Genomic DNA, 17,096 nt, shown 5'->3' on the forward strand with positions numbered 1-17,096 from the left:
CCACGATGTCCTGAGACACCCAACCGTCCACGATGTCCTGAGACAGAACCGTCCACGATGTCGTGAGACATCACAGAACGGCATCCGTTCTACTTCGGCGAGGTGCGGGCTACTTTGGCGAGGTGCGGGCTACTTCGGCGAGGTGCGGGCTACTTCGGCGGGGACGGACGCGCCGCGGCGAGCGGGAGGAAGACCTCGTCGACGATCGACACGACCTCGTCGAGCGTGAGCGCGCGTCCGGTCAGGAGGATCTCGTTGCGCATCAGGTCGGGCACCACGCTGCGGACGCGCGGGGTGAGCCGCGCGGGGTCGAGCTCGCCGCGGACGAGCGCCCGGTCGACGATCTCCCCGTAGGCGGAAGGACCGGTGCGCTCGAGGACCCGTTCCCGCAGCTCGCCGACGGTCTCTCCCGTCTCGCCGAAGTAGCCGGCCATGATCGTGCTGAAGAGCGCCGCGAACTCCTTGCGCTTGTGCGAGGCCTCGAGGAGGAACGCGATCAGGTCGTCGCGCACGTTGCCCGTGTCGGGTGCCACGACCGGGTTCTTCTGGCCCTGATGGCGGATCGCCTCGATCGCGAGCCGCCAGCGGTCGGGCCAGCGGCGGTAGAGCACCGGGCGGCTGGTGTGCGCGCGCGCTGCCACGCCCTCGTACGTGAAGCCGCCGTAGCCGCGCTCGGTGAGCTCGTCCCACGCGGCGTCGAGCAGTGCGGCCTCGAGCTCCGCACCACGACGGCGCACGGCCGGGGGCACGTCGGCGGCCGCGTCGGGCGGGGCGTGGGGATCCATGACTGCATCTTATTGACATCGCCCGCGCGGCAGAGTTAGATACACAACTGTATCCAGTTAGATACAGCAACGTATCCCAGGAGCTCCTCGTGACCGCCACCTCAGCCACCACTCCCCCGGCGGGACCCTCGACGCGACTCGACCCGGCCGTGCGGCGCACGGCGCTCGTCCTCGTCGTCGGCGTGCTCGCCGTGGCGTTCGACTCGACCATCGTCAACGTCGCGCTCGACACCCTCTCGCGCGAGCTGCACGCCCCCCTCTCCACGATCCAGTGGGTCACGACCGGGTACGTCCTCGCGCTCGCGATGGCCGTACCGGTGACCGGCTGGCTGACGCGTCGGCTCGGGGGCAAGACCGTCTGGCTGGCCGCGCTCACGCTCTTTCTCGTGGGCTCGCTGGCGTCGAGCGTCGCCTGGAGCGCGTCGTCGCTGATCGTGGCCCGCGTCGTCCAGGGCGTCGGCGGCGGCATCATGCTGCCGGTCCTGCAGAACCTCGTCGTCGGCGCGGCCGGGCGCGAGAACCTCAGCAAGGTCATGGGCGTGGTCGCGATGCCGGCCATGCTCGGCCCGATCCTCGGACCGGTGCTGGGCGGCGTCATCGTGCAGCACCTCGACTGGAGGTGGATCTTCTGGGTGAACGTGCCGTTCTGCGTCGTCGGCTGGTTCCTCGCCCGGCGCTACGTCCCCGCCCAGCCCCGGGACCCGTCCGCCCGGCTCGACGGCGTCGGGCTCGCGCTCCTCTCACCTGGCATCGCCGCCGTGATCTATGGGCTGTCGCGCGTCGCCCCGGCCGGCGGGTTCGCACACGCCGAGGTCCTCGTCCCCGTGGTCGCCGGGCTCGTCCTGAGCGGCGCGTTCGTGGTGCGGGCGCTGCGGCTCGGCGGGCGCGCGCTCGTCGACCTCCGCCTGTTCCGGTCGAGGACGCTCACCGTCTCCAGCGCGCTCCTGTTCCTGACGGGTTTCGCCCTCCTCGGCGCCATGCTCCTCCTGCCGCTCTACTGCCAACAGGTGCGCGGCGAGAGTCCGACGACGGCGGGACTCGTCCTCGCCGCCCAGGGTGTGGGACTCCTGGCGAGCCGTCCGTTCGCGGCTCGCCTCACCGAGCGCTGGGGCTACCGGACCTTCGTGGCCACGGGCTTCGTGGTCACCGCAGCCGCGACCGCGGTCTTCACGACGACGTCCACCCACCTCCCCCTGGCGGTGCTGCTCGCGGCGCTCGTCGTCCGCGGGGCGGGGCTCGGTGCGGTCACCGTGCCGCTGATGGCGGCGTCGTACCTGGAGGTCGAGCCCGCCGACGTCCCGCACGCCAGCATCCTCACCCGGACCACGCAGCAGCTGGGCGGCTCGTTCGGGACGGCCGTGCTGGCCGTCGTCCTCGAGAGCGCGGTCGCGGCGGCCGTCGCCGAACGCGGACCCGGCGCCGACGCACTGGCACACGGCTACGCCCACGCGTTCTGGTGGGCGACCGCGTTCACGCTGCTGGGCGCCGTCGTGGCGCTGTGGCTCCCCGGCCGACGCGCGGCCGCGGACCGGTAGGTCACAGCTCCCGGCGCGCCTTCTCGATGAGCGGCCGCAGCCGGTACGGGATCAGCTCCCCCATCGAGAGCGACGTCTCCGTGCGCTCCACGCCGTCGATCGCCAGGATCGCCGCGTCGATGCGGAACAGGTGGTCAGTGTCCCGGCACAGCAGCTGCACCTGGAGGTCGGCGGTGCCGCTGCGGCCGTAGGCCTGCACCACCTCGGGGATGTTCCGCAGCTCCGCGACGATGCGGGCGAGCTCCTTCTGCCGCACCTCGACCTCGAGGAACGCCGCGAGCGAGTACCCCAGGTAGTGCGGGTTGAGGCTCCGGTCGAAGTCGAGGAACGCACCCGCCTCCTCGAGCTGCGCGAGCCGCGCGTAGATCGTGTTGCGCGACATGCGCAGCTCCGCCGCCAGGGCCGCGATGGTCGCCCGCGGGTGGTCCGCGAGCGCCGCCAGGATGGCGAGGTCGACAGCGTCATGGCTGCGCATATCGATCAGCGTAGCCGCTGGCGTCTGGGCACTCCGCTCAACGTGCAGCGGTGCGCTTTTCGCAGACTGTGACCGGCGTTACGTTCCGAGAAGATCCGGTGCTCGACGAGGAGGCCGGCGGCGGTGCGAGACGAGGCAACCATGCCAGGCATCACGGATTCGACGACGCGCGGTGACCTGTCACCCGCGGGCACCGCGCGCGAGAACCCGACGGCAACGGGACCGGGAGCGCCGGACGGGCGCCCCGCAGACGGGGGCGCAGACGAGGGCACAGACGGCGGCGCTGGCACGGTCCGGCTCCTCGACCCGGACGGCGTCCGGCACCCGTCGCCGGAGCACGACCGGTGGCTGACCGACGTCGACGGGGACGACCGGGCACTCCTCCAGATCCTGGAGGACATGGTGGTGGTCCGGCGCATCGACACCGAGGCCACCGCCCTCCAGCGGCAGGGCGAGCTCGCGCTGTGGCCGCCCGTGCTGGGGCAGGAGGCCGCGCAGATCGGCTCGGCGCACGCACTGCGCCGCGACGACTTCGTGTTCGGCAGCTACCGCGAGCACGGCGTCGCGTACGTGCGCGGGGTCGCCCCCGTGGACCTGCTGCGCGAGTGGCGCGGCGTCGTCACCGCGGGCTGGGACCCGTACACGGTCAACATGGCGACCCCGCAGATCATCGTCGGCGGCCACGTGCTGCACGGCGTGGGCTACGCGATGGGCATCCTCGCCGACGCCGAGCGTGACGACGCCGCCGGGCGCGACGACGGCACCGCCGCCGTCGTCAGCTACTTCGGTGACGGGGCGATGAGCCAGGGCGCGGTCAACGAGGCGTTCGTCTTCGCGGCCACCTGGTCGGCGCCCGTCGTGTTCTTCTGCCAGAACAACCAGTGGGCGATCTCCGAGCCCGTGGCGCTGCAGTCCCACGTGCCGCTCGTGGCCCGCGCCGACGGCTTCGGGCTGACGGGCGTCCAGGTGGACGGCAACGACGTCCTGGGCGTGCTGGCCGTGACGCGCGCCGCGCTGCACCGGGCGCGGACGGGCGGCGGCCCCACGCTCATCGAGGCGGTGACGTACCGCCGCGGACCGCACACGACCGCCGACGACCCCACCCGGTACCGCGAGACCGCCGAGGTCGAGGCGTGGGCGCGCCGTGACCCGATCGACCGGTTCACCGCCTACCTGCGTGACCGCGACGTGCTGACCGACGCGGCCGAGGCCCACGTCCGCGAGGTCGCCGACCAGGTGGCCGCCGCGCTGCGGGCCGCCCTCGCGGCGATCCAGACCCCGCCGCCCCTGGCGATCTTCGAGCACGTGTACGCGGAGCCGAACCCGGCGCTGGCGGCCGAGCGCGACGCGTACGCGCAGTACCTCGCCGGCTTCGCCGACGACGTCGCGGACGGTGCCCGATGACGGAGCTCACGCTCGCGAAGGCGCTCAACCTGGGGCTGCGACGTTCCCTGGCCGACGACCCGTCGGTGGTGCTGCTCGGTGAGGACATCGGCCGGCTCGGCGGCGTCTTCCGCGTCACAGACGGGCTCCAGGCCGAGTTCGGCGCGCGCCGCGTCATGGACACCCCCCTCGCGGAGGCCGGCATCCTCGGCACGGCGGTGGGCCTGGCCTACCGCGGCTACCGGCCGGTGGTGGAGATCCAGTTCGACGGGTTCGTCTACGTCGCCTTCGACCAGATCGTCAGCCAGGTCGCGCGCATGCTCGCGCGCACCGCGGGGGCGGTCCGGCTGCCGATCACGATCCGCATCCCCGTCGGCGGCGGCACCGGCGCCGCCGAGCACCACTCCGAGTCGCCGGAGGCGTACTTCGTGCACACGGCGGGCCTGCGCGTGGTCGAGGTTGCCAGCCCGCAGGACGCGTACACGGTGATCCAGCAGGCGATCGCGTGCGACGACCCCGTGGTCTTCTTCGAGCCGAAGCGGCGCTACTACTCCAAGGGCGAGGTGGACACCGGGGCCGCGCTCGCCGACGCGCCGCCCATGGGGGCGGCACGCGTCGTCGTACCCGGCAGCGACGTCACGCTCGTGACGTACGGCGGGCTCGTCGCCACCGCCGTCGACGCCGCCACCGCCGCCGCCGACGACGGCGTCTCCGTCGAGGTGATCGACCTGCGGTCCCTGTCCCCCGCCGACAACGACACCGTCGCCGCCTCGGTGCGGCGCACGGGCCGGCTCGTCGTCGCCCACGAGGGGCCGCACGAGGCCGGCGTCGGTGCGGAGATCGCCGCGACCGCCACCGAGCGGTGCTTCGAGTACCTCGAGGCCGCGCCCGTCCGCGTCACCGGCCACGACATCCCCTACCCGCCGGCCAAGCTCGAGACGCACCACGTACCCGGCCTCGACCGCATCCTCGACGGCGTCGACCGGGTGCTGGGCCGCGTGCCCGCGACCGGGGCGGTGGTCCCGTGAGCGCGCGCGAGTTCGACCTGCCCGACCTCGGCGAGGGCCTCACCGAGTCCGACGTGATCGCGTGGCACGTCGCCGTCGGCGAGACCGTCGCGCTCAACCAGGTGATCGCCGAGGTCGAGACGGCCAAGGCGCTGGTCGAGATCCCCTCCCCCTTCGCGGGCGTCGTCACCGGACTGCACGCCGAGGAGGGGCAGACGGTGCACGTGGGCGAGCCGCTGGTCACGTTCGACGTGGCGGACGACGCCGGCGACGAGGTGCCGGAGCCGGAGTCCCCCGCGCCGACCCTCGTGGGGTACGGCGCCGCGCCCGAGCGGGGCGGGCACCCGACGCGACGACCGCGGCGCTACGCCACCCCTCCGGCCGCGTCGGCACTGCTCCCGGCCGAGGTCACGCCGCTCGCCGCCGTCGCGCCGGCCGACCGGGCTCGCTCGACGCCGGTCGTCCGGGCGCTCGCGCGCCGGCTCGGCGTCGAGCTGACGGGCGTCCCCGGGTCCGGACCCGAGGGACAGGTGACCCGCCGGGACGTCGAGGCCGCGGCAAACGCGGCGGCAGGACGAGCGACTGCGACGGACGAGGCGGACGCGGCCGAGACCCGCACGCCGGTGCGCGGCGTGCGCAAGCACACGGCTGCGGCGATGGTCGCGAGCGCCTTCACGGCCCCGCAGGCGTCGGTGCTGCTCACCCTGGACGCCACCGCGAGCATCGAGCTGCTCGAGCGGCTGCGCAGCCACCCGCTCGCGCGCGGCGAGCGGGTCACCCTGCTTGCGCTGGTCGCGCGAGCGGTGTGCGCCCTGCTGGGCTCGCACCCCGCGCTCGCGAGCCGCTGGTCCGACCTCCCCGACGGGTCCGCGGAGATCGTGCACCCGGAGCACGTGAACCTCGGGATCGCCGTCGCGACGGACCGCGGCCTCGTCGTGCCGAACATCCCCGCAGCCGACACCCTGGGGCTGCCCGAGCTCGCGGCCGCGCTCACGCGGCTGACGCGCACCGCCCGCGACGGGCGCACCGCGCCCGAGCGCCTCACGGGCGGCACGTTCACGATCACCAACGTCGGCGTGTTCGGCGTCGACGCCGGCACCCCGATCCTCAACCCGGGCGAGGCCGCGATCCTCGGGATCGGCGCGGTGCGCCGCCTCCCGTGGGAGCACGACGGCCAGGTCGCGCTGCGCGACGTCGTCACGCTGAGCCTGACGTTCGACCACCGGGTGGTCGACGGCGAGCAGGCGGCCCGGTTCCTCGCAGACCTCGGCGCCGTCCTGGGCGACCCCGCGCTGGCCGTGGTGGTGGGCGGCTCAGCCGTGGGGACCGCCCGGTCGGGGGGTGCCGCGTGACGATCCTGGCCACAGCCGTCGACCCGCGCTCCGACGCCGCCCGCCGCACCGACGCGGCGCAGCGGGCCCTCGCCGACCAGCTGCGCGAGCGCACCGCGGCCGTCGCCGTCGGCGGGCCGGAGCGGGCTCGTGCCAGGCACGTGGCCCGCGGCAAGCTCCTCCCCCGCGAGCGCGTGGCGCGGCTGCTCGACGAGGGCAGCCCGTTCCTGGAGATCGCACCGCTGGCCGGCTACGGCATCGACTCGCCGGCCGACGGCGGGAGCGGCGCCTGGCCGGGCGCCGGGGTGATCGCGGGGATCGGGCTGGTCGAGGGCCGGCAGGTGATGGTCGTCTGCAACGACGCGACCGTCAAGGGCGGCACGTACCACCCGCTGACCGTCAAGAAGCACCTGCGCGCCCAGGAGATCGCGCTCGAGAACCGCCTGCCCTGCGTGTACCTGGTCGACTCCGGGGGCGCGTTCCTGCCCCTGCAGGACGAGGTGTTCCCCGACCGCGACCACTTCGGCCGGATCTTCTACCACCAGGCCCGCCTCTCGGCGGCGCGGATCCCGCAGATCGCGGCCGTCCTGGGCTCGTGCACGGCGGGCGGGGCGTACGTGCCCGCCATGAGCGACGAGACGGTCATCGTGCGCGGCCAGGGCACGATCTTCCTGGGCGGACCGCCGCTGGTGCAGGCCGCCATCGGCGAGGTCGTCAGCGCGGAGGAGCTGGGCGGCGGCGAGCTGCACGCCCGCCGCTCCGGCGTCGTCGACCACCTCGCCGACGACGACGAGCACGCGCTCGACCTGGTGCGCGGCATCGTCGCCACGCTTCCGCCCGACCCGGCACCCGCGTGGGACGTCGGCGACGTCGTCGAGCCTGCCGTGGACCCCGCGGGGCTGTACGGGGCCGTGCCGACGGATGTGCAGCAGCCGTACGACCCGCGCGAGGTGATCGCCCGCGTCGTCGACGCCAGCGCGCTGCACGAGTTCAAGGCCGAGTACGGCACGACCCTCGTCACGGGGTTCGCGCGGATCTGCGGGCACCCCGCGGGCGTGCTGGCGAACCAAGGGGTGCTGTTCGGCGCGTCGGCGCTCAAGGGCGCGCACTTCATCGAGCTGTGCGACCAGCGCGGCATCCCGCTCGTGTTCCTCCAGAACATCTCGGGGTTCATGGTGGGCACCGACGCCGAGGCGGGGGGCATCGCGAAGGACGGCGCGAAGATGGTCACCGCCGTGGCGACGACGCGCGTGCCGAAGCTCTCCGTCATCGTCGGCGGGTCGTTCGGGGCGGGCAACTACGCCATGTGCGGGCGCGCGTACTCGCCGCGCTTCCTGTGGTCGTGGCCCGGCAGCCGGATCGGCGTCATGGGCGGCGCGCAGGCGTCGTCGGTGCTCGCGACGGTCAAGAAGGACCAGCTCGCGCGGTCCGGCGAGGCCTGGGACCCGGGTGACGAGGCCGCGTTCCGTGCGTCCGTCCGCGACCGCTACGAGCAGCAGGGCGACCCATACCACGCGACCGCCCGCCTGTGGGACGACGGCATCATCGACCCCGCCGACACGCGCCGGGTGCTGGGCCTCGCGCTCTCCGTCTGTGCCCGCACCCCTCTCGGCGAGCCCGCGTTCGGGCTCTTCCGGATGTGATCGCGGTGTTCACCAGCGTGCTCGTGGCCAACCGGGGCGAGATCGCCTGCCGGGTGCTCGGCACGCTCCGCCGCCTGGGCGTGAGGTCCGTCGCGGTGCACACGGCGTCCGACGCGGACGCCCGGCACGTGCGCGAGGCCGACGTCGCGGTCCGGCTCGACCGCGACAGGAGCGACCACCCGGGGGCGCGGGCCGCCTACCTCGACGTCGACGCCGTCGTCGGGGCGGCCGCCGCCGCGGGCGCCAGGGCGATCCACCCCGGCTACGGGTTCCTGTCCGAGAGCCCGGCGCTCGCCCGGGCGTGCGCCCGCGCTGGGCTGACGTTCGTCGGGCCGCCGGTGGCCGCGCTCGAGCTCATGGCCGACAAGCTCGCCGCGAAGCGGCTCGTCGGCGGCCGCGGCGTGCCGGTCCTTCCGGGCACGCTCGACGGGGCCGCCCTCGCCGTGGGGACGCCGGCCGCGGCGATCGCGGCGACGGCCCGCGACGTCGGCTACCCGCTGCTGGTCAAGCCGTCGGCGGGCGGCGGCGGCAAGGGCATGGTCGTCGTCCGTACGCCGGACGACCTGCCCGCCGCGCTCGACTCCGCACGGCGCATCGCCGGGGCGTCGTTCGGCGACGACACCCTGCTGCTCGAGCACCTCGTCGAGCGCCCCCGCCACATCGAGGTCCAGGTGCTCGCCGACACGCACGGCGCCGTGGTGCACCTCGGCGAGCGCGAGTGCACGCTCCAGCGCCGCTACCAGAAGGTGGTCGAGGAGGCCCCCTCGCCCGCGCTCGACGACGCCACGCGCGCCCGGCTGGGCGAGGCGGCGTGCGACGTCGCCCGGTCGGTCGGGTACGTGGGCGTCGGCACGGTCGAGTTCCTCGTGCCCGCGGACGACCCGACGTCGTTCTGGTTCATCGAGATGAACACGCGCCTCCAGGTGGAGCACCCCGTCACCGAGCTCGTCACGGGCCTCGACCTCGTCGAGCTCCAGCTGCGCGTCGCGGCAGGCGAGCCGCTGCCGTTCGCTCAGTCCGACGTGCGGGTCACCGGGCACGCCGTCGAGGCACGCCTCTACGCCGAGTCGCCCTCCCGGGGCTTCCTGCCCGCGACGGGGCGCGTGCTCGTGTACGACGACGCGGGCGCACCGGCCGGGCCCGGCGCCGCTCCGCTCCGCCTCGACAGCGGCATCGCGGCCGGCACGGCCGTCACCGGAGACTTCGACCCGCTGCTCGCGAAGACGGTGGCCCACGGCGCCGACCGGGGCCAGGCGCTCGACCGCCTCGACTCCCTGCTGGGCTCCGTCGTCGTCCTTGGCGTGGAGACCAACCAGGGCTTCCTGCGCGACCTCCTGGCGGACGACGACGTGCGCGCGGGCCGGCTCGACACGGGCCTGATCGACCGCCTGGTGGCCGCGCGCCCCGCGAGCGAGCCGGACGCGTTGCTGCTGACGGCGGCCGCGCTGCTGACGCTTCCGCCGGCCGGCAACGGCCCGTGGACCGCACACGACGGCTGGCGGCTCAACGTCCCGCCCGTCCCGCGGCGCGTCGTGCTGGTCGACGACGCCGGGGCGGAGCACACCGTCGACGTCGCGTGCACAGGCGCGACCATCGCCCTCGACGGCGGGCGCCCGGTCACGGCGTCGCTCCGCCCCGCCGGCCCGCCCCACGCCTGGCTCGTGAGCCTCGACGCCACCACGCAGCAGGTCTGGGCCGCCCCCGCCCCGGGGGCGATGTGGGTGGGCGCCGCCGGCCGGTCCGCAGCCTTCACCGTGCTCACCCGCGCCGAGCAGGCCGCCCGTCGACGCGCCCTGCGCGAGCCGCACCCGCCGGACGGCGAGGCGTCCGGCGAGGTCCGCACGGCGATCCCCGGCGCCGTCGTCGCCGTCCTCGTCGCGGACGGGGACCCCGTCGAGCCCGGTACGACCGTCGTCGTGGTCGAGGCCATGAAGATGGAGCACCCCCTGACCGCGCCGCGCGGCGGCATCCTGCGCCTGCGCGTCCGGCCCGGCGACCAGGTCCGGCTCGACCAGGTGGTCGCCGTCGTCGAGGCCGCGTGCCCGACGGGCGACGCCGGCACGACCACCGAGCCCGGTGCGGCACACCCCGCCGCCCCGGTCACGCACTCCGCCACCCGAGGAGCGTCATGATCACCGAGACCCACGGCCTCACCGACGAGCAGCGCAAGCTCGCCGCAACGGTCCGCGACTTCGCCGACCAGGTCGTCGCGCCTGCGGCCTATCAGTACGACACCGAGCGGCGGCTGCCGATCGAGATCATCCGGGAGATGGGCGACCTCGGGCTGTTCGGCCTGCCGTTCCCCGTCGAGATCGGCGGGCAGGGCAAGGACTACGTGTCCCTGTGCCTCGCCGTCGAGGCCCTCGCGCGCGCCGACCAGTCGATCGCCGTGACCCTCGAGGCCGGCGTCGGGCTCGGCATCATGCCGATCTACCGGCACGGCACCGACGCGCAGCGCGAGCGCTGGCTCCCGGACCTGGTCAGCGGCCGGGCGCTCGGCGCGTTCGGCCTCACCGAGGCGGAGGCCGGCTCGGACGCCGGGGCGACGCGCACCACGGCGCGCCTCGAGAGCGGCGCATGGGTCATCGACGGCGGCAAGCAGTTCATCACCAACTCGGGCACCCCGATCACGAGCGTCATCACGATCACCGCGGTGACGGGCGACCCCGTCGCCGGACGCAAGGAGCTGTCCTCGTTCCTCGTGCCCGCAGGCACGCCGGGCCTCGTCGTCGGGCCCGACTACGACAAGGTCGGGTGGCACACCTCGGACACGCACCCGCTCACCCTGACCGGGGTGCGCGTCCCGGAGGAGAACCTGCTGGGCGAGCGCGGGCGCGGCTACGCGAACTTCCTGCGCGTGCTCGACGAGGGCCGGGTCGCGTTCGCGGCGCTCGCGACGGGCGCCGCGCAGGGCTGCCTCGAGGAGGCGCTGCGGTATGCGGGCACGCGCACCGTGTTCGGCAGCAGCATCGGCTCCCACCAGCACGTCGCGTTCATGCTCGCGCGCATGGAGGCGCGGGCGCACTCGGCCCGGCTGTGCTGGTTCGACGCCGCGCAGAAGCTCGTGCACGGGCAGCCGTTCAAGGCGGAGGCGTCGGTGGCCAAGCTCGTGGCGTCCGAGGCCGCGATGGCGAACGCGCGCGACGCCGCCCAGATCTTCGGCGGGTACGGGTTCCTCAACGAGAACCTCGTGGCCCGGCACTATCGCGACTCGAAGGTGCTCGAGATCGGCGAGGGCACCACCGAGGTGCAGCTCATGATCCTCGCCCGGGACCTGGGGCTGACCGCATGAGCGCCGACGTCGTCCAGCGCGGGCTCTTCTACGAGGAGCTCGAGGAGGGGGTGCGCTACGTCCACCGCCCGGGGCGGACCCTCACCGAGGCCGACGACGTCCTGTTCTCGACCTTGACGATGAACCCGCAGGGGCTGCACCTCGACGCCGCCTGGGCCGCGACGCAGCCCTTCGGCAGGCCGCTCATGAACTCGATGCTCACGCTCGCCACGCTGGTCGGGCTCGCGGTCGCGCACCTGACGCGGGACACCACGGTGGCGAACCTCGGCTTCGAGGACGTCGCGTTCCCCCACCCGCTCTTCCACGGCGACACCCTCTACGGCGAGACGACGGTGCGGGCCAAGCGCCTGTCCCGGTCCCGCCCGGGCGACGGCGTCGTGACCTTCGAGCACGTGGGCCGCAACCAGGCCGACGACGTCGTCGCGCGGGCGGTGCGCACCGCGCTCGTGCGCACCCAGGAGGGGCCGTGAACCCCGTGCCGTTCTCCCTGGGCCCAGCGCTGCTGTTCTGCCCAGCCGACCGCCCCGACCGGTTCGCCAAGGCGCTCGACCGGGCCGACGCCGTCGTGCTCGACCTGGAGGACGGCGTCGGACCGGACGCGAAGGAGTCCGCGCGGCAGGCCGTCGTGGACACCCCCCTGGACCCGGCGCGCACGATCGTGCGCGTCAACCCGGCGGGGACGCCGGAGCACGCCGCCGACCTCGCCGCCCTCGCCGGCACCGCCTACCGCACCCTGATGCTGCCCAAGGCGGACGGCCGGTTCGTCGGCCCGCTCGTGCGCCCGGACGGCACGCCGTACGCCGTCGTGGCGCTGTGCGAGACGGCGTCCGGCGTCGCTGCGGCGGCGGCGCTGGCCGCGCGGCCCGACGTCGTCGCGCTCGCGTGGGGAGCGGAGGACCTGGTCGCGTCTCTCGGCGGGACGTCGAGCCGGCGGGCCGACGGCCGGTACCGGGACGTCGCGCGCCACGCCCGCTCGGCGGTGCTGCTCGCGGCGGGCGCGGTCGGCAAGGCGGCGATCGACGCCGTGCACCTCGACCTCGACGACCTCGACGGGCTGCGCGCGGAGGCCCTGGACGCGGCCGCGGTCGGCTTCGTCGCGAGCCTGTGCGTGCACCCCTCGCAGGTGCCGGTGATCCGCGCGGCGTACGCGCCGACGCCCGACGACGTGGCCGCGGCCCGCGAGGTGCTCGCTGCGGCGGCGGGCGCGCCGGGGGCGTTCGCGCTGGACGGCCGGATGGTGGACGGGCCGGTGCTCGAGCAGGCGCACGCCGTGCTGCGGCGCGCAGGTCTGGGTACCCGACGCGACGACCGCGACCACGAGGAGGTCCGACGATGACGGTGCTGCATCCCACGGCCGGCCACGCGCTCGACGGCCTGCTGCACGACGGCATGACGATCGCGGTGGGCGGGTTCGGGCTGAGCGGCAACCCGAGCGATCTCATCGAGGCGGTGCGCGACTCGGGTGTGCGCGACCTGACGGTCGTGTCCAACAACATGGGCGTCGACGGGAAGGGCCTCGGGATCCTGCTCGAGAACGACCAGGTGCGGCACGTGCTCGCGTCGTACGTCGGCGAGAACAAGCTGTTCGCGCAGCGGTTCCTCGACGGTGACCTGGACGTCGAGTTCGTGCCGCAGGGCACGCTGGCCGAGCGGTTGCGTGCGGGCGGGGCGGGCATCCCCGCGTTCTTCACGGCCACGGGCGTGGGCACGCCGCTCGCGGAGGGCAAGCCCGTCCAGGAGTTCGACGGCCGGCGCTACGTGCTCGAGCGGGCCGTCGTCGCCGACCTGGCGCTCGTGCACGCGTACCGCGCGGACCGGTACGGCAACCTCGTCTACCGGTACACGGCCCGCAACTTCAACCCGCTCGTCGCCGCGGCCGGGCGCGTGGCCGTCGTCGAGGCGGAGCAGATCAGCGACGAGCCCCTCGACCCGGACGTCGTCGTGACGCCCGGCATCTACGTGGACCGCCTCGTGCCCGCACGCGACCGGGTCAAGGACATCGAGCAGCGCACGGTCCGACCACGCACCGGAGGTGCCCGATGACCTGGACCCGCGACGAGATGGCCGCCGTCGCCGCCGCCGAGCTGCACGACGGGGACTACGTCAACCTCGGCATCGGCATCCCCACCCTGGTGGCCAACCACCAGCCGCCCGGCGTCCGCATCACGCTCCAGTCCGAGAACGGGATGCTCGGCATCGGACCCTTCCCGTACGAGGGCGAGGAGGACGCGGACCTCATCAACGCCGGCAAGCAGACGGTCACCGCCCTGCCCGGCGCGAGCTACTTCGACTCCGCCGAGTCGTTCGCGATGATCCGCGGCGGGCACGTGAGCATCGCGATCCTCGGCGCGCTCGAGGTCTCCGAGTCGGGCGACCTGGCCAACTGGACCGTGCCGGGCAAGCTCGTCAAGGGTCCGGGCGGCGCGATGGACCTGGTCGCGGGCTCGCCGCGCATCGTCGTCCTCATGGACCACGTGGCCCGCGACGGCTCGCCGAAGGTCCGCCGCCGTTGCACGCTCCCGCTCACGGGCGAAGGCGTGGTGAACCGCATCGTGACCGACCGTGCGGTGCTCGACGTCGCACCCACCGGCCTGGTGCTGCGGCGTCTGGCACCCGGCGTCACCGTCGACGACGTGCGCGCGGCCACGGAGCCGGAGCTCACCGTCGAGCTCGAACCCCCGACCCAGGAGGAGCCATGACCGTCATCGTCGGCTACCGGCGTACCCCGTTCGTCAAGGCCAACGGAGCCTTCGCGTCCGTGCCCGCGACGACGCTCGGCGCTCACGCGCTGGCCGCGGCGCTGGAGGCGTCGGGCATCGTGCCCGACGACGTCGACGTCGTCCTCGGCGGGCAGGTGCTGCAGGGCGGTGCGGGCCAGAACCCGGCCCGGCAGGCCGCCGTCGGGGCGGGCATCCCGATGACGACGCCGGCACTCACGCTCAACGTCGTGTGCCTCTCGGGCGCGGAGGCCGTCGTGCAGGCGCACCGGCTCATCCGGGCGGGCGAGGCACGCGTCGTGGCGGCGGTCGGCATGGAGTCGATGACGCTCGCGCCGCACGCGTGGGTCGGGTCGCGCGCCGGGCAGCGGTTCGGGCCGGTCGAGCTGCTCGACACGATGCAGCACGACGGCCTCACGGACGCGTTCGAGCACGACTCCATGGGCCTGAGCACCGAGCGCTACGGCGACGCGTACGAGGGCGCGGCCTGGCAGACGCGCGCCGCGCAGGACGCGTTCGCGGTCACGTCGCACACGCGCGCCGCCGCCGCGGCGGCGTTCCTCAAGGGCGAGATCGCGCCCGTCGACGTGCCCGGCCGCCGCGGCAGCGTCACGGTCGACGCCGACGACGGCGTCCGCCACGACGCCTCGCTCGACACGCTGGCCCAGCTACGACCCGCGTTCCGTCCCGACGGCACCATCACGGCCGGCAACGCGTCGCAGATCTCCGACGGCGCCGCCGCGCTGGTCCTCGTCGCCGACGACGTCGCGGAGGCGCTCGGCCTCACCGGCGTCCGGATCCTCGGGCACGGCCTCGTCGCGGGGCCCGACGTGGGGCTGCACCTCCAGCCGGCGCACGCGATCTCGAGCGCCTGCGCCCGGGCGGGCCTGGACGGCCACGGGTTCGGGGCCGTCGAGATCAATGAGGCGTTCGCCGCGGTGGTGCTGGCGTCCACCGACCACCTCGGCCTCGACCCAGGGATCGTCAACGCGAACGGCGGCGCGATCGCGCTCGGGCACCCCATCGGGGCGTCCGGGGCGAGGATCGTGGGCCACCTGGCCCGGCGGCTCGAGGCGCTCGGGCCGGGCGCGGTGGGCGTCGCGTCGGCCTGCGGCGGCGGCGGGCAGGGCTCGGCGGTCGTGCTGGGGGTGCTCTGATGGGCACGCTCGACGGCAAGGTCGCGCTCGTCTCCGGCGCGGGTCGCGGCATCGGCCGCGAGATCGCGCTCAAGCTCGCCTCCGAGGGGGCGGCGGTGGTCGTCAACGACCTCGACGACGAGCCGGCAGCGACCACCGTCGCGGACGTCGTCGCCGCCGGCGGGCGCGCCGTGCCGTGCGCGGGCAGCGTCACCGACGAGGGCTTCGCGGAGCGCTTCGTGCAGACGGCGGTCGACGCGTTCGGCGGTCTCGACATCATCGTCAACAACGCGGGCTACACGTGGGACACCGTCATCCAGAAGATGTCCGACGACCAGTGGGACGCCATCATCGACGTCCACCTCACGGCGCCGTTCCGCATCCTGCGCGCCGCGCAGCCCGTCATCTCCGCGGCGGTCAAGGCGGCCCGTGCGGCAGGCCAGCCGGTGCCGTGCCGCAAGGTGGTCAACATCTCCTCGATCTCCGGACTGGGGGGCAACGCGGGCCAGGTGAACTACGCCGCCGCGAAGGCGGGGGTGACCGGCCTGACCAAGACCATCGCGAAAGAGTGGGGCCGCTACAACGTCACCGCGAACACGGTCGCGTTCGGCCTCATCACGACCCGCCTGACGGACGCCCCCGCGGGTGCGGGCACCATCACCGTGCAGGGCCACGAGATCTCCGTGGGCGTCAGCGCCCAGCTCCTGGACGCGATGACCGCCCAGGTCCCCCTCGGCCGACCCGGCACCCCCGCGGAGGCCGCCGGCGCGGTGTACCTGTTGTGCCTGCCCGAGTCCGACTACATCTCGGGGCAGACGCTGGTGTGCGGGGGCGGCTACGTGATCTAGCGGGAGGCCGCCCGCGCGTCGGGCCCGCGCTCGGCCGCCGCGGCCAGCGTGGCCTGCAGCAGTGCGGCGATCGTGCGGTCGTGCGAGCCCTCCCGCCACGCGAGGTACGCGACGCTGTCGCTCAGGTCGTCCACCGGCAGGACGGCGATCGTCGGCCGACGGAACCGCTCGGCCACCGAGAGCGGGAGGAAGGTCACGCCGCGGCCGAGCTCGACGAGGCGCAGCGCCTCGGCGAGGTTGCGGGCCGCCGGCCCGGGGACCGGTGCCTGTTCGAGCGGGAGGCGGTCCGCGCCGCGGTAGTAGCGGTCGTACGACGGCGGCAGGTCGGGCCAGGCGATCACCGGCGCGTCGGCCAGGTCGGCGCGCGCGAGGCGGCCGCGTCCGGCCAGGTCGTGGTCGGCCGGCAGGACCGCGACGCGCGTCTCCTGCCAGACGGGCTCGACCTCGACGCCGTGGAAGAGCCGCGCGTCCCCGTGATCCGGCCCGACGACGAGCGCGACGTCGGCGACACCGTGCCGGACGAGGTCGGCCAGCTCGCTCGTCTCGCCGAACACGAGCTCGACGGCCGGCCGGTCGGGGGCGTCCGACGCGAACCGGTCGAGCACCTCGGGCAGCAGGCCGGCGTCGCTGTCGGGCTTGAGGGCCAGCCGCAGCGCACGACGGTGCACGCGCGCCGGCGCCACCGACGCGACCGCGCGGTCGACGGCGTCGAGCGCGACGCGCGCCTCCGCGAGGAATCGCTCGCCCTCGACGGTCGGCACGCACTCTCGGGTCGTGCGGTCGAGGAGCCGGACGCCCAGCGCGCGCTCGAGGGCGGCGATGCCGCGGGACACGGACGGCTGCGAGACGTCGAGCAGGGCGGCGGCGCCCGTGAAGGAGCCCCGGTCGGCGACCGCGACGAAAGTCCGCAGCTGCCGCAGCTCGACGTCGCTCATACGCCCAGC

The 17,096-nt window shown here is 74.6% G+C and carries 16 protein-coding genes; 13 read left to right on the top strand and 3 right to left on the bottom strand.

All coding sequences use genetic code 11. The features are described from left to right. Positions 1-149: 149 nt before the first annotated feature. Complete coding sequence (locus ACLQ14_RS18870; protein ID WP_425815892.1) at positions 150-785, bottom strand: TetR/AcrR family transcriptional regulator; 636 nt, start codon at positions 783-785, stop codon at positions 150-152. Between the two features lie 89 nt (positions 786-874). Between ACLQ14_RS18870 and ACLQ14_RS18875 the strand changes: the two genes are divergently transcribed. Further along, a complete protein-coding gene (locus tag ACLQ14_RS18875) occupies positions 875-2,320 on the top strand; it encodes an MDR family MFS transporter (RefSeq protein ID WP_425815894.1) in 1,446 nt (481 codons plus the stop codon). Position 2,321: 1 nt separating this feature from the next. Here the strand turns inward: ACLQ14_RS18875 and ACLQ14_RS18880 are convergent, their stop codons facing one another. After that, complete coding sequence (locus ACLQ14_RS18880) at positions 2,322-2,795, bottom strand: Lrp/AsnC family transcriptional regulator (protein ID WP_425815896.1); 474 nt, start codon at positions 2,793-2,795, stop codon at positions 2,322-2,324. 141 nt (positions 2,796-2,936) lie between these two features. Here ACLQ14_RS18880 and ACLQ14_RS18885 point away from each other — a divergent pair, with 141 nt between their 5' ends. Genes ACLQ14_RS18885 through ACLQ14_RS18940 form a run of 12 tightly spaced genes read left to right on the top strand, consistent with a single transcriptional unit; the run spans position 2,937 to position 16,152 of the window. Further along, a complete protein-coding gene (locus ACLQ14_RS18885; RefSeq protein ID WP_425815898.1) occupies positions 2,937-4,199 on the top strand; it encodes a thiamine pyrophosphate-dependent enzyme in 1,263 nt (420 codons plus the stop codon). Beyond that, complete coding sequence (locus ACLQ14_RS18890; RefSeq protein WP_425815900.1) at positions 4,196-5,206, top strand: alpha-ketoacid dehydrogenase subunit beta; 1,011 nt, start codon at positions 4,196-4,198, stop codon at positions 5,204-5,206. The genes ACLQ14_RS18885 and ACLQ14_RS18890 overlap by 4 nt, the downstream gene beginning before the upstream one ends. Continuing rightward, positions 5,203-6,537: a dihydrolipoamide acetyltransferase family protein gene (locus tag ACLQ14_RS18895; RefSeq protein ID WP_425815902.1), complete on the top strand. Its 1,335-nt coding sequence runs from the start codon at positions 5,203-5,205 to the stop codon at positions 6,535-6,537. Before ACLQ14_RS18890 ends, ACLQ14_RS18895 begins: the two co-directional genes overlap by 4 nt. Beyond that, a complete protein-coding gene (locus ACLQ14_RS18900) occupies positions 6,534-8,159 on the top strand; it encodes a carboxyl transferase domain-containing protein (RefSeq protein WP_425815904.1) in 1,626 nt (541 codons plus the stop codon). Before ACLQ14_RS18895 ends, ACLQ14_RS18900 begins: the two co-directional genes overlap by 4 nt. A gap of 5 nt (positions 8,160-8,164) precedes the next feature. After that, positions 8,165-10,291 (top strand): acetyl/propionyl/methylcrotonyl-CoA carboxylase subunit alpha, encoded by a 2,127-nt coding sequence (locus ACLQ14_RS18905; protein WP_425815906.1) that lies wholly within the window; start codon positions 8,165-8,167, stop codon positions 10,289-10,291. After that, positions 10,288-11,451: an acyl-CoA dehydrogenase family protein gene (locus ACLQ14_RS18910; protein WP_425815908.1), complete on the top strand. Its 1,164-nt coding sequence runs from the start codon at positions 10,288-10,290 to the stop codon at positions 11,449-11,451. Before ACLQ14_RS18905 ends, ACLQ14_RS18910 begins: the two co-directional genes overlap by 4 nt. Further along, positions 11,448-11,921 carry a MaoC family dehydratase gene (locus ACLQ14_RS18915; RefSeq protein WP_425815910.1) on the top strand — a complete coding sequence of 158 codons (474 nt, stop codon included), beginning with the start codon at positions 11,448-11,450 and terminating at the stop codon, positions 11,919-11,921. Before ACLQ14_RS18910 ends, ACLQ14_RS18915 begins: the two co-directional genes overlap by 4 nt. Continuing rightward, positions 11,918-12,787 carry an HpcH/HpaI aldolase/citrate lyase family protein gene (locus ACLQ14_RS18920; protein ID WP_425815912.1) on the top strand — a complete coding sequence of 290 codons (870 nt, stop codon included), beginning with the start codon at positions 11,918-11,920 and terminating at the stop codon, positions 12,785-12,787. Before ACLQ14_RS18915 ends, ACLQ14_RS18920 begins: the two co-directional genes overlap by 4 nt. Then, positions 12,784-13,494 carry a CoA transferase subunit A gene (locus ACLQ14_RS18925; protein ID WP_425815914.1) on the top strand — a complete coding sequence of 237 codons (711 nt, stop codon included), beginning with the start codon at positions 12,784-12,786 and terminating at the stop codon, positions 13,492-13,494. The genes ACLQ14_RS18920 and ACLQ14_RS18925 overlap by 4 nt, the downstream gene beginning before the upstream one ends. Continuing rightward, positions 13,491-14,150: a CoA transferase subunit B gene (locus ACLQ14_RS18930; protein WP_425815916.1), complete on the top strand. Its 660-nt coding sequence runs from the start codon at positions 13,491-13,493 to the stop codon at positions 14,148-14,150. Before ACLQ14_RS18925 ends, ACLQ14_RS18930 begins: the two co-directional genes overlap by 4 nt. Next, positions 14,147-15,325: an acetyl-CoA C-acyltransferase gene (locus ACLQ14_RS18935; RefSeq protein ID WP_425815918.1), complete on the top strand. Its 1,179-nt coding sequence runs from the start codon at positions 14,147-14,149 to the stop codon at positions 15,323-15,325. The genes ACLQ14_RS18930 and ACLQ14_RS18935 overlap by 4 nt, the downstream gene beginning before the upstream one ends. Further along, complete coding sequence (locus tag ACLQ14_RS18940; protein ID WP_425815920.1) at positions 15,325-16,152, top strand: SDR family NAD(P)-dependent oxidoreductase; 828 nt, start codon at positions 15,325-15,327, stop codon at positions 16,150-16,152. The genes ACLQ14_RS18935 and ACLQ14_RS18940 overlap by 1 nt, the downstream gene beginning before the upstream one ends. On the opposite strand, the gene ACLQ14_RS18945 is transcribed toward ACLQ14_RS18940, so the two are convergent. Then, positions 16,149-17,087, bottom strand: coding sequence for a LysR family transcriptional regulator (locus tag ACLQ14_RS18945; protein WP_425815922.1), 939 nt, complete (start codon positions 17,085-17,087; stop codon positions 16,149-16,151). The genes ACLQ14_RS18940 and ACLQ14_RS18945 overlap by 4 nt on opposite strands. Between the last annotated feature and the right edge of the window lie 9 nt (positions 17,088-17,096).

Source organism: Luteimicrobium sp. DT211, assembly GCF_049844995.1.
Taxonomy (GTDB): Bacteria; Actinomycetota; Actinomycetes; order Actinomycetales; family Cellulomonadaceae; genus Luteimicrobium.